The organism is Brevibacterium salitolerans (assembly GCF_039531405.1).
Lineage (GTDB): Bacteria > Actinomycetota > Actinomycetes > Actinomycetales > Brevibacteriaceae > Brevibacterium > Brevibacterium salitolerans.
Window position 1 is genome coordinate 367,714 of record NZ_BAAAPZ010000004.1, and the last position, 11,616, is coordinate 379,329.

Genomic DNA, 11,616 nt, shown 5'->3' on the forward strand with positions numbered 1-11,616 from the left:
GGCACGGTCGACGAGCTGGTCTCCGCGCGGCTGGTCAACTCCGACGACCACCTGCTGCTCATCTCCCGAGGCGGCATGTCCATCCGCTTCTCCGCCTCGGACGAGGAGATCCGCGCGACCGGACGCGCCACGAGCGGCGTGACGGGCATGCGGTTCCGCGACGACGAGCTGCTGACGATGGACACCGTCACCCCGGGCACCTACGTGTTCGTCGTGACGGAGGGCGGCTACGCCAAGCGCACGCCCATCGAGGAGTACCGGCTCCAGGGCCGCGGCGGCATGGGCATCAAGGTCGCGAAGATCACCGAGGAGCGCGGAGTCCTGGTGGGAGGCCTCATCGTGTCCGAGGGCGAAGAGGTCCTGGTCGTGATGGAGCGCGGTAAGGTGGTCCGGTCGAGCATCGACGAAGTCCCCGCCAAGGGACGCAACACCATGGGCGTAGTCTTCGCGAAGCCAGGCAAGAAGGACCGCATCATCGCCGTGACGCGAGGTCCGGAGGAGGCCGTGGAGGCCGAGGCGGAGGACGCCCCGGCCGCCGAGGCCTCGGACCCGGGCGACCGGGTGCCGGAGGAACCGGAAGTCGAAACCGAAGGTGAAGAGCAGCAGTGAGCGATAACGACCAGAAGCCCGGGAAGATCCTGAGGACATCCAGCGGGCGCACGCGCCTCACCGCCAGCGGAGGCTCCGAGGCCGAGGAGCCCAAGGCCCCGGAGTCGCCTGCGCCGGAGGCTCCGCGTCCCGACGATGCGCCTGCGGCGCCGGAGGTCGCTCCCCCCAAGGGGCCGGCTCCGATGCCCGCACAGGCCTCCGAGGAGGGGGCGGCCGGGTCCGCTCCGACCGGTTCCGCACCGGCCTCCGGTGCCGAGGTCACCGGCAGCGCCGAGCCCGAGGCGACGGCCGGTTCGCAGCCGCAGTCCGGCAGCGGTCCCGCCACCAGGATCAGCTCCGCCTCCAAGGGCATGCGGCTCTCCGCCTCCGGGGGTGCCGGTGAGACGCAGGTGCAGCCCGCAGTGAGCGGTGCCGCGCCCTTCGGCTCCGGCCCCAGCTCCCCGCAGCCCGCTCCTGCGGGCCCTGCAGCCGGCGGGGCGAGCGGTTCGCAGCAGGGCTCCTCCCCGGAGGGGATGCTGCCCGGAGGGGTGAAGTCCTCCTCCGGCGGCGTGAAGATGAAGAGCAAGTCCTCGAAGAAGGGACCGCGCACCGTCCGCCTGACGGTGGCGAACATCGACCCCTGGTCCGTCATGAAGATGGCGTTCCTGCTCTCGCTCGCGATCGCCATCGCGATGCTGGTGGCGACGCTGGTGCTCTGGCTGGTGCTGCAGTCCACGGGTGTGATCGGCACCGTGGAGTCCACCATGGAGGAGATCGCCGGTGCGGAGAACGCCGAGGCGATCGTCGGACTGATCGGACTGGGCCGTGTGATGGCGACGGCGTTCGTGCTCGCGCTGGTGAATATCGTGCTCATGACGGCGCTCTCCACGCTCTTCGCGTTCCTCTACAACCTGGGTGCCTCCATCGTGGGCGGCTTCCATCTCACCCTCACGGACGAGTAGCGGCTCCTCCCCCGCACGGACGCCCTCGTGCGGGCGGAGACACCCGCCGGACCCCACGGTCCGGCGGGTGTCTCCGTACCGGAGCGGAGGCGATCGTGGGATGGAGGCGGGCGATCCCCTCAGCGCAGTTGGATGTGCCGCAGGTTACTCCCCGCGGGTTTTGCATGGGCCGGGGAGATGGGTATAGTTGTTTCTCGGTTCGGCAAGAACCAAAGGGCCTATAGCTCAGGCGGTTAGAGCGCTTCGCTGATAACGAAGAGGTCAGAGGTTCAAGTCCTCTTAGGCCCACGCATCCTTTCCGATTGGAATGCTGTGAAGAGACTGATGGTTCTGCTTGGAACTGCGACTGCGGCGCTGGGGATACTCGGTGCCGTGAGGAGCAGGCGTCAGGTGAGGGCCAGGCAGTGGTCGCAGCAGACTGACTCGGTGTAGAGTGGATGTCATCTCCGGGGGTATGGCGCAATTGGTAGCGCATCTGCTTTGCAAGCAGAGGGTTAGGGGTTCGAGTCCCCTTACCTCCACGGACAGCGGGTCAGAGGCCGCCTCCCCAGCAGGGGAGGCGGCCTCTTCCTTTGCTCGGCGGAGGCTCCGGATGCGTGATGAGGCCCGTTCGCGGGGCTCCTGAAGCGGTAGTGAACGGTTTCGAGTGGTAGCGGCGCGCTGTCGCCGGTTGCGCCCGCGGGCCGGTTCAGAGCTCCTCGCTGACCACCATCGCCGTCCAGTCATCGAAAGCCTCGGGGGAGAGGCACATGAGGCAGCGGCCGAGCCCGAGGTGGCGAGGCCTCCGTTCGCTGACCGGACTCCTCTGCGCTGCTGGGGCGATGGTGGTGGTCCTGACTGTGGCGTTCGCCGGAGGCAGTGCCGCATGGCTGATCCCGGCGCTGCAGATCGCCACGGGCGGACCGCTGCTGCAGCGGTGTTCGGCCTGCTCTGGCGGTATCGCTCGACTTCGGGAAAGATGGACGGACAGACGAGCATGACGCGGAGACAGGGGATCACGCGATGAGCAGCAGCATGCAGACGGCGGTGGAGCCGAGGCCGCCCGTCGGCACCCGGTGAGCGCAATGACGAATCTCAGCCCCGATGACGTGCTCGGCCTCATCCGCGATGTCGACGGCGACAGCGAGGGCGACCTCAGGCGCCCGCATGTCGTGTCGACCGGCGAGCATCCCCCGCACCTCATCTGGGGCCTCGGGAAGGACGGGGCCACTGTCGCGATCGGCCTCGCCCCGCAGGGTCTGGAGTACCGCATCGGCGAGTTCTGGGCGTCCGGCTGGGACGACCTCGAGCCGACGCAGGATCCCTGGGTGATCGAGGGCATGCAGCGGACCGCGGACACGCTGCGCAGGTCGATCGACAGCGCGCTGAAGCGTCGCGCTGAGCGCGCCGCTCGCGAGAGCGCCCCGAGGAGGCCGACGGCTGCCCGGGTGATCGACTACCTCCGTCACCCGAGTCCTGAGCGGTTCGAGCAGCTGCTCTCCGCGGTGACCGTCCGGGTCGACCATCGAGACGACGACGATGCGGTGGTGGCCCGGATCGCGCGCATGCTTCCGACCGGCACCCTCGCCGTGGACACGGCCCACGCGCCTGCGTTCACGATCGCGGGTCCCGGCGGGGAGCGAACGGTCACCCCGACCGGCCGCGATGTCACTCTGCGCGCCCTTGCCGCCGTGCTCGGCCCGGACATCGAGCTGCGGCGTTGGGTCGACGACGAGCCCGGTGACACCGTGGCGGTTCTCGTGTTCACGGCATCCGAGCGACGCGCGATCATCGAAGCGCTCTCGCAGCGCGCTCTCGACGCCCGGTTCCGGCTGATCGGTGCGCGCAGCAGGGTCTTCTCATGAGGAGAGGGGAGCACGTGATGCCCAGGGCAGATGGTGATCGGAGGGGATGATGCACAGGACGCCCGAAGGCGCGGAGACCTTCACATTCATGCACCGGAGGAACTTCTTCGCGCGGCAGCGGGGGCTCATGAATGTCTGGGAGTACGGCCTCAGTCTGTGGTCCGCGACCCGGCCGGCGAACGGGGAACCGCCGCGCGAGGTCGTCCTGGAGTGCGCCGACTGCCATGAGCACGTCGCCTACCGGATCCAGTCCCAGGCGGACACGCGTCGCGCGAAGCGCCGGATCAAAGGCGGTGCCCTCGCCGCAGCGGTGCTGATAGTGGTCTTCCTCGGCCTCGCTGTCGTCCTGGGCATCATCAGCGGCGACAGCGCCAGGACGGACACTGCACGCGATGCCGCCGGCATGGGCCTGGCGGCCTCGGTCTTCCTGATCGCCGGTGCGCTCGGGACGGCCATCGGTCTGGCCTCCTACGCCGAGGGGTACACCGGTGTCGTCCGCGGGGGGGGGCACGAACTCCCTCGGCATGGGCAAGCACTCCGTCGGCTGGCCTCCGCGCAGGCTCGTGCAGGGGGCGTGATCACGATGTCAGGTCAGGAAGGGGATCGCAGTGAGCGATGGGGCTTCTGAAGACTGGTCAGCTGCAGCGGGGGAGTTCACCCGGGATGCCTCGGCTGCCGCGTGGACCCTGTACAGGGCGGTAGGCGGCGACGTCGATGCCGGACGGGAGAAGGGTCCTTTCGCCTGCGCCGACGAGATCGACCGGGCCGTTCGTGAGCTTCCCGCCCTCCACACACTCCCCGACCACAACCGTGCAGAGCTCCTCTGGCATCTCATCGCCTTCCTCGCCGAGGTGATGCGTGAGCGGTGGGACTGCCGGTGGCGGTGGGCGGCGCATGCGGATGACCCGGGCAGAGAGACCTGGCTCCTGAGCGGCTGGCGCGCCATGCCGGGCACCCGGCCGCGCGACATCGATCCATCGCTGGTGGTGTATGGAGAGATGCAGCAGCCGGATCCGAGCTTCTGGCGCATGATCAATACGGCCGAAGGGCTTGCCGAGGTCCGCGTCTTCCGGGCTGAGGAACTCTGACCCGCGGACGGGCAGGTGCCGCTCACGGCCGCCCAGAGGCCGACGACTCCGTGACCTGTGGTGCGGTCGAGCCGGAGGAGCGTCCCGGGACTGCCCACATAGGTGCCGGAAAGCCCGTTTGACCTGGCAGAAATCGGTCTGGTACTGTCTCTGCAGGCAGAGGGCCGGGGGTTCGAATCCCCTCGTCTTCACTCGAGAGCTTTGAGACAGCAACTCGTATGACGGCTCCGCTCAGGCGGAGTCGGAGCTCGGGAGTGATCCCGAGTATGCGGATGTGGCGCAGCTGGTAGCGCATCACCTTGCCAAGGTGAGGGTCGCGAGTTCGAATCTCGTCATCCGCTCGGAAGAAGGGCCCCGGAGTGATCCGGGGCCCTTCACGTGCTCCCGTGAGGCCCGCCGTCCTCCCCGACTAGGCCTGTGCGGCGTCGGCTCCGCTGAGGAGGATCGCCGGGGTCGGGTCGACGCCGTGCCTGCGGTCGAAGTCGGCGTAGGCCTGCGCGATCTCGTCGTGCACCCGCTGCACGAGTGGCTGCCACTCGACATGGGTGACGATGAAGAAGTCCCCGTTCTGCATGGCTTCGACGACCTGCTCGCCGACACGGTCGGGGTCCGCACCCTGGGTGAGCAGGCTGTCATTCTGCTCCACGGCCTCGGCGCTGAAGTCGCGGTTGAGCTGCTTGGCCTGGACCTCGGCGTCGGTCCGCGCGAGGTGCGTGGCGACGGTGCCCGGGCACAGGACGGAGACGCCGATGTCGGACCCGCGCAGCTCTTCGCGGAGCGAGAGCGCCAGTCCGACGCTGGCGAACTTGGATGCCACGTAGGCACCCACGTTGGCCATCGGCACGAGACCGGCCTGCGAGGCTGTGCTCATGATGTGCGCCCGGCCGCCGCGCGCCTTCATGCGGGGCAGGAACGTCGAGATCGCGAGGAACTGGGCGTCGATGTTAATCCTCTGGACGAAGCGCCAGACGTCGAGTGAGATCTGGTCCAGGGGACCGCCGCCGCTCACGCCGGCGTTGCTGCAGACGATCGAGACGGGGCCGAGAGCCTGCTCGGCGCGGTCGGCGGCGTCCTGCCACGCCTCGGGGTCGCTGACGTCGAACTCGAGGGCGATGGCCTCACCGCCGCCTGCGGTGATCTGGTCGACCGCTGCGGCGAGGCGGTCGGCGGCGATGTCCACGAGCGCGACCTTCGCGCCGGCCGCGACGAGGGCGCGGCTGATGCCGAGTCCGATGCCCGAGGCTGCTCCGGTGACGAGTGCTGTTTCTCCTGCTGGCCAGGCCATGAGGTGCTCCGTTCTGGGTGGTGAGGGGCAGTGGGTGCGCCGAAAGGGCCTGGCCGTTCGGCTGGGCTGTTCGCTGGCCTCCCATTCAGGCCGGGGCGCGCTGCGGGATCCGGGTGGAAGTCCCTGCGACCATTATTGTCAGTCGCAGACATAAATCTAGCAGGAAATCGCGCGGCCGCTCTGGGAGGATCGGGGGATGGTGGAGACTGCAGACGGTTCGACGAGCGCCCGTGCGCGCGGCCGCCCACGCTCGACGAGCGGGGAGGTGCTGCGCCGCATCGGACTGCGGATGTTCGCCGAGCGCGGCTTCGAGAACACCACGGTCTCGCAGATCGCCGGGGAGGCCGGCGTCACAGAACGGACCTTCTTCCGCTACTACGGCTCCAAAGCAGGTCTGCTGTGGTCCATGTTCGAGTCGCAGAAACGTGCACTGGAAGCCGAATTGAAGGCTGCACCCGATGACGTGCCGATGATGGACGCCCTGCGCCATGCCGTCATCGCGGGGCTCGAACCCTCTGGGACGGAAGAGTCCGAACAGCGCATGCTGGCCGAGCTCACGACTGCGGACCCGGTGGTCGCCGCCCTCGTCGCCGAGCACTTCGCGGTCTGGGAGCGCAGCGTCAGCGAGTTCGCCGGGAGAAGGCTGGGACAGTCGGCCGATTCGCTCTATCCCGTCGTCGTCGGTCGCACCGTGCTCGCTGCGTGCCGGGCGGCGCTCGAGGAGTGGGCGGCGCATCCGGACCGAAGCCTCACCGGCTGTCTCGACTCGGTGCTCGTGGTCCTGGCGACAGGGCTCGGTCCGCTTGAGACGCAGCAGGCCGTGGCAGAGGCTCCGCTCAGCAGGAAGGCCCCGGAGTGATCCGGGGCCTTCCCCCTGTCCGCGGCCCGCGGGCGGAGGCTTGAAGCTCCCGTCTCCGGGAGCCCCGCGTCCTTCAGCTCGGACGGTGGTCCAGCATCGTCTCCTCGTACAGGCGGTCCGCGAACGGCTGGAAGTCGACCTCACCGGGCGTGTACCACTCGTCCACGTCCGCGAAGCCTCCTCCGTCCTCGTAGCCCAGCTCCTCGGCGACCTCGGTCCACCGGGCCACGGCCTCGGCGACCCTCTCTCCCACGCCGCTGCCGATTACCCCGGACTCCTCCACGCCGGCGAGGAGCTCCGCGTTGGTCTCGCCGATCTGCGCGTCCGAGGCGGGGTCCATCTCCATGAGCTCGCCGCCGTTCTCGTTGAGCATCTTCACGGCGGCCGCGTTCCCGTCGACGATCACCTTGGTGCTCGCCGCCAGTCCCTGCGCGGAGGAGTCGAAGATGATCTGCTGGTACGCCAGCGGCAGCTTCTGGAAGCCGCTGCCGGCGACGTTGGCGCCCGCGGAACGACCGGACAGACTGTTCTCCGCAGAGGTGTGGGTGACGTTCTTGGCCACCTCGAACAGTCCCGACTCCTCCGAGGGGAGGAGCTGAGCGAAGGTGCAGTCGACGGTGCCGCGCTGCAGCGCCTCGAAGACCTCCACGTACTCCATGGAGACGGGGGAGCCGCCGAGGTTCTGCACCTGGGTCTGATGAGCGACGCTCGCGACCCGGATCTGCCGGCCCTTCCAGTCCTCCGGCGTCGTGCCCGGGTCGGTGCAGATCGAGTGGTACGTGCCGGTGCTCACCATGGGTGTGAGGGGAGTGAGGCCCTTCTCCTCGTACTCCGCCAGCAGCTCCTCGGAGCCCCACGCGAGGTCCACCACGGCGGCATTGCCGATCATCTCGCCCAGCAGCAGGGAGTTGGGCATGCCGCCGTTGGCGGTCGCGAGGGCGTCGAAGGCCGGGTACTCGGCCGGCTTGTAGATCGGGAGGGAGTAGGAGACGTCGATGCGGCCGTCGGCCAGGGCGTCGTCGATCTCCGCGTAGCCGGCGATCGCCTGACCCCAGACCACGTCGACGGTGATCTTCCCGCCGGAGCGCTCCTCGACGTACTCCTTGAAGGCATCTGCGGACTGTGCGGACACGGACGACGGCGACTGCGCACCCGCCTGGTAGGTGATCTCGACGGGCTCGAGGTCCGCCAGCACGGCGTCCACCTCCTCCTGCGAGGCACCGTAGGCGAAGCCCTCGCCTTCCCCTCCGCCGCCTCCCTCTCCCGCGGATCCGGCGCAGCCGCTCACCGTGAGCGAGACGGCCGCTGCCGCCGAGAGCACGCAGAGGGCGCGCTGCCGGGTGGGATGTGTCTGTCGAACCGCTGTCATGTGTCCTCCTCGTCGAGGGCCGTGCGGCCGCGGCTCGCGGCGGTCTGCTCCCGCCGGGGCCTGGATCGTGTCCTGGTCCGTGCCGCGCCGTGCACATCGTCGTGCATGGACCGAAGCCTAGTGAGTGGACGTTCGACAGGAAAGAGTTGACATCGGCATCAGATTGTGGGGCGCTTCCCCGGCAACCCGCAGCGGACGCACAGGAGCCCGGCACTCCTGCGGGGGAGTGCCGGGCTCCTGTGCGACCCTCCGCCCGGTGGGCCGCGCAGACGGATGCGCGGCCCACCGGGCGTCAGCTGTGAGCGCAGACCTCGGGACCGAGGCTGGCGGACTCAGCGGTGCAGGTCGAAGCGGTCCGCCTCGGTCACGGCGGTCCAGGCCGCGACGAAGTCCTGCACGAACTTCTCACGGGCGTCGTCGCTGGCGTAGACCTCGGCAAGTGCGCGCAGCTCCGAGTTCGAGGCGAAGACGAGGTCGGCACGGGTGCCGGTCCACTTCTCCTCGCCGGTGACCGCGTCACGGCACTGGAACAGCGTGGAGTCCTCGTTGGCGGGAACCCAGTCGTTGCCCAGCTCCAGCAGGTTCACGAACCAGTCGTTCGTGAGCTGGCCGGGACGATCCGTGAGCACGCCGTGCGCGGCGTCCTGGTAGTTCGCGCCCAGCACGCGCAGGCCGCCCACCAGGGCGGTCATCTGCGGTGCGGTGAGGCCCAGCAGCTCCGCACGGTCCACCAGCAGGTGCTCGGCCGGGAAGTCCAGACCGGTGCGCTGGTAGTTGCGGAAGCCGTCGGCCTCCGGCTCCAGGAAGGAGAAGGAGTGGACGTCCGTCTGCTCCTGCGTCGCATCCACGCGGCCCGGGGTGAACGGCACCTTCACCGGAACGCCGGCCTCGGCGGCGGCCTTCTCGATCGCCGCATTGCCGGCGAGCACGATGAGGTCCGCCAGCGAGACGTGCGTGGGAGCGTTCGCCTCGTTGAACTCCGCCTGGATCTCCTCGAGCTTGTCGAGGACCACTGCCAGCTGCGCCGGCTCGTTGACCTCCCAGCTGCGCTGCGGCTCCAGCCGGATGCGCGCGCCGTTGGCACCGCCGCGCTTGTCGCTGCCGCGGAAGCTCGAGGCCGCTGCCCACGCGGTTTTCACCAGCTGCGAGACGGTGAGACCGGAGTCCAGCACCTTCTGCGAGAGCGCTGCGGCGTCCGCGGAGTCGATGGGCTCGCCCGTGGCCGCGGGCAGCGGGTCCTGCCAGGCGAAGTCCTGTGCCGGGACCTCGGGGCCGGCGTAGCGGGCCTTGGGGCCCAGATCGCGGTGCGTGAGCTTGAACCAGGCGCGGGCGAACGCCTCGCTGAAGGCCTTGTGGTCGTCCTTGAAGCGGCGGGCGATCTTCTCGTAGGCGGGATCCACGCGCAGCGAGATGTCCGTGGTGAGCATGCGGGGCTCACGGCGGCTTTCCGAGTGCGCCATCGGCACCATGTCCGCGCCGCCGCCGTCCTTGGGACGCCAGTGCCAGTGGCCGCCCTCGCCCCTGACCGGCTCCCACTCGTAGGCGAAGAGGATGTGGAAGAACTCGTTGTCCCAGCGGGTGGGGTGATAGGTCCAGGTGACCTCGATGCCCGAGGTGATCTGGTCGTCGCCCTTGCCGGAGCCGTTGTGGTTCTTCCAGCCGAGGCCCTGCTGCTCCAGCGGGGCGCCCTCCGGCTCCGGTCCCACGTTCTCCTCGTTGTCGGGAGCCGCACCGTGGGTCTTGCCGAAGGTGTGGCCACCGGCGATGAGCGCGAGGGTCTCCTCGTCGTCCATGCTCATCCGGGCGAAGGTCTCGCGGATGTCATGTGCGGCAGCGGCCGGGTCCGGGTTGCCCTCCGGGCCCTCCGGGTTGACGTAGATGAGGCCCATCGTGGTGGCGCCGAAGGGCTTGGAGAGCTCACGGGTCGTGTGGTTGGTGCCGCTGTAGCGGGCATCCGTGCCCAGCCAGTCCGTCTCCGCGCCCCAGAAGACCTCCTCCGGCTCCCAGACGTCCTCGCGGCCGCCTGCGAAGCCGAGGGTCTCGAAGCCCATGGACTCGAGTGCCACATTGCCGGCGAGGACCATGAGGTCCGCCCAGGACAGCGCCTGGCCGTACTTCTTCTTGATGGGCCACAGGATGCGGCGTGCCTTGTCCAGGCCCGCGTTGTCCGGCCAGCTGTTCAGAGGGGCGAAGCGCTGCTGGCCTGCTCCGGCGCCGCCGCGTCCGTCCATGGCGCGGTAGGTGCCGGCGGAGTGCCACGCCATGCGGATGATGAGGGGCCCGTAGTTGCCGAAGTCCGCCGGCCACCAGTCCTGCGAGGTGGTGAGCAGCTCTGCGATGTCCTGCTTGACCTGGGGGAGGTCGAGGGACTCGAAGGCCGCCGTGTAGTCGAAGTCCGGAGCGGTGGGGCGGATCTCCTGGGGGTTGTGTGCCAGGGGACGCAGGTTGAGGCGCTTGGGCCACCACTGCTGGTTGGCGTCGCCCTCCGTGGGGTGGGCCAGGCGCGCGGCCTCGGCCGAGCTCTGCTCCGCCTGTGCGGCCTGCGGCGCCTGTCCGTGCTGGGGCGCCTGTCCGCCACCGGAGTGGACGACGGGGCAACCGGAGCTCTGGTCAGCCATGGGTTCCTCCTGTAGATGCTTCACTGTTATGGGGGATACGTGGGGACGACCGGGTCGTCGGGGCCGGAGGGACCGCCGAGGCGGGGGTCGACTGCTCCGGCAGGGCATCCGCTGCGCGGGGCTCGCCGGCGTCCGCACCGCGTCCCGCCGCGTGTGCGAGGGCCGCCTGCTCCGTTCGCTCCGCGCAGTCCGTGCAGACGGCGCGGAAGGTGACGTCCGCGGACAGGACGGTGTGCATGCCGTGGGTCTGCGAGGGCGTGAGGCAGGGGGCGTGGCCCACCACGCATTCGACGTCCTCGATGCGTCCGCAGATCACGCACTGCATGTGGTGGTGGTTGTCCGCGGTGCGCGTCTCGTACCGTGCTCCGCCGGTGCCGGGCATGTCGATGCGCCGGAGCACGCCGCGGGCGCTCAGGTCGTTGACGACGTTGTGCACGGACTGCATGGAGACGGAGGGGAGGTCGTCGCTGATCCCGGCGTGGACCTCGGCGGCGGTGCTGTGCGGATGCTCCGCGAGGAACCGGAGGGCGGCGATGCGGCCGGGCGTGGCGCGCAGGCCGACTTCCCTCACCTGCTCCACCCAGGTCTCCGCGGACGTGATGTGCATACCCGAAGCCTGTTCGCAGATTTGATCGATGTCAAATTACGAGAGTGTCAGGGTGGGGGAGGGGAGGTGAGGCGCGGCCCGTGGGAAGCGGCGCTCCCAGCGAACGCTCAGACACGACCGCCGGGAACTCTCAGGGAGTTCCGATCTACGGTGTGCGCATGCTCATGCTGAGGATCGAGATCGAGGCCGTCGACAGGATCGAGGCCGTGCGCGTGCAGGCGCTCTACCAGCGCGGTGAGCGCGTGGTGAAGCTCGATGAGGAGGTGGAGGCCCAGGCGTGGAGACGCGGCCGGACGCCGGCGGGCCGGCCCGTCTTCGTGGGACTCACCAACGGTCGTCCGCTCCTCTACCGCTTCGACGTGCCGGTAGAGGCGGCGGCGCGCTGAGCCCGCTGCG

11 protein-coding genes and 3 tRNA genes are annotated in these 11,616 nt (G+C 69.4%); 10 read left to right on the top strand and 4 right to left on the bottom strand.

The window, feature by feature from the left end:
• The 8 genes from ABD240_RS07210 to ABD240_RS07245 form a co-directional block, all read left to right on the top strand.
• Positions 1-609 (top strand): DNA gyrase C-terminal beta-propeller domain-containing protein (locus ABD240_RS07210; RefSeq protein ID WP_344336577.1); only part of this gene is annotated, 609 nt, incomplete at its 5' end.
• Positions 606-1,550, top strand: a complete 945-nt coding sequence (locus ABD240_RS07215; protein WP_344336579.1) for a DUF3566 domain-containing protein — start codon at positions 606-608, stop codon at positions 1,548-1,550. The genes ABD240_RS07210 and ABD240_RS07215, both read left to right, overlap by 4 nt.
• A 214-nt stretch (positions 1,551-1,764) precedes the next feature.
• Positions 1,765-1,838 (top strand) — tRNA-Ile (locus ABD240_RS07220).
• 160 nt (positions 1,839-1,998) lie between these two features.
• A tRNA-Ala gene (locus tag ABD240_RS07225) sits at positions 1,999-2,071 on the top strand.
• 543 nt (positions 2,072-2,614) lie between these two features.
• A complete protein-coding gene (locus ABD240_RS07230) occupies positions 2,615-3,394 on the top strand; it encodes a hypothetical protein (protein WP_344336580.1) in 780 nt (259 codons plus the stop codon).
• Between the two features lie 49 nt (positions 3,395-3,443).
• Complete coding sequence (locus tag ABD240_RS07235) at positions 3,444-4,022, top strand: hypothetical protein (protein WP_344336581.1); 579 nt, start codon at positions 3,444-3,446, stop codon at positions 4,020-4,022.
• Positions 4,003-4,482 (top strand): hypothetical protein, encoded by a 480-nt coding sequence (locus ABD240_RS07240; protein ID WP_344336582.1) that lies wholly within the window; start codon positions 4,003-4,005, stop codon positions 4,480-4,482. Before ABD240_RS07235 ends, ABD240_RS07240 begins: the two co-directional genes overlap by 20 nt.
• A gap of 268 nt (positions 4,483-4,750) precedes the next feature.
• Positions 4,751-4,823 (top strand) — tRNA-Gly (locus ABD240_RS07245).
• Positions 4,824-4,891: 68 nt separating this feature from the next.
• Here ABD240_RS07245 and ABD240_RS07250 read toward each other — a convergent pair.
• Positions 4,892-5,767, bottom strand: a complete 876-nt coding sequence (locus tag ABD240_RS07250) for an SDR family oxidoreductase (protein WP_344336584.1) — start codon at positions 5,765-5,767, stop codon at positions 4,892-4,894.
• A gap of 196 nt (positions 5,768-5,963) precedes the next feature.
• On the opposite strand from ABD240_RS07250, the gene ABD240_RS07255 reads away from it, so the two are divergent.
• The gene (locus tag ABD240_RS07255; protein WP_344336586.1) at positions 5,964-6,626 is read left to right on the top strand and encodes an acyl-CoA-like ligand-binding transcription factor; all 663 of its coding nucleotides are present in this window, start codon (positions 5,964-5,966) and stop codon (positions 6,624-6,626) included.
• A gap of 73 nt (positions 6,627-6,699) precedes the next feature.
• Here the strand turns inward: ABD240_RS07255 and dctP are convergent, their stop codons facing one another.
• The 3 genes from dctP to ABD240_RS07270 form a co-directional block, all read right to left on the bottom strand.
• A complete protein-coding gene (dctP, locus tag ABD240_RS07260; RefSeq protein ID WP_344336587.1) occupies positions 6,700-7,995 on the bottom strand; it encodes a TRAP transporter substrate-binding protein DctP in 1,296 nt (431 codons plus the stop codon).
• A 332-nt stretch (positions 7,996-8,327) separates the two neighbouring features.
• Positions 8,328-10,613: a catalase/peroxidase HPI gene (katG, locus tag ABD240_RS07265; protein ID WP_291798170.1), complete on the bottom strand. Its 2,286-nt coding sequence runs from the start codon at positions 10,611-10,613 to the stop codon at positions 8,328-8,330.
• Positions 10,606-11,220: a Fur family transcriptional regulator gene (locus ABD240_RS07270; protein WP_344336589.1), complete on the bottom strand. Its 615-nt coding sequence runs from the start codon at positions 11,218-11,220 to the stop codon at positions 10,606-10,608. Before ABD240_RS07270 ends, katG begins: the two co-directional genes overlap by 8 nt.
• A 158-nt stretch (positions 11,221-11,378) precedes the next feature.
• Between ABD240_RS07270 and ABD240_RS07275 the strand changes: the two genes are divergently transcribed.
• Positions 11,379-11,606, top strand: a complete 228-nt coding sequence (locus ABD240_RS07275) for a hypothetical protein (RefSeq protein ID WP_344336591.1) — start codon at positions 11,379-11,381, stop codon at positions 11,604-11,606.
• The last annotated feature ends 10 nt before the right edge of the window (positions 11,607-11,616 follow it).

Excerpts from the sequence above, each read along its gene's own strand:
- ABD240_RS07230 (WP_344336580.1), top strand. The coding sequence starts at position 2,615 with ATGACGAATCTCAGCCCCGATGACGTGCTCGGCCTCATCCGCGATGTC.
- ABD240_RS07235 (WP_344336581.1), top strand. The coding sequence starts at position 3,444 with ATGCACAGGACGCCCGAAGGCGCGGAGACCTTCACATTCATGCACCGG.
- ABD240_RS07250 (WP_344336584.1), bottom strand. The coding sequence starts at position 5,767 with ATGGCCTGGCCAGCAGGAGAAACAGCACTCGTCACCGGAGCAGCCTCG.
- ABD240_RS07255 (WP_344336586.1), top strand. The coding sequence starts at position 5,964 with ATGGTGGAGACTGCAGACGGTTCGACGAGCGCCCGTGCGCGCGGCCGC.
- dctP (WP_344336587.1), bottom strand. The coding sequence starts at position 7,995 with ATGACAGCGGTTCGACAGACACATCCCACCCGGCAGCGCGCCCTCTGC.
- katG (WP_291798170.1), bottom strand. The coding sequence starts at position 10,613 with ATGGCTGACCAGAGCTCCGGTTGCCCCGTCGTCCACTCCGGTGGCGGA.
- ABD240_RS07270 (WP_344336589.1), bottom strand. The coding sequence starts at position 11,220 with ATGCACATCACGTCCGCGGAGACCTGGGTGGAGCAGGTGAGGGAAGTC.
- ABD240_RS07275 (WP_344336591.1), top strand. The coding sequence starts at position 11,379 with ATGCTCATGCTGAGGATCGAGATCGAGGCCGTCGACAGGATCGAGGCC.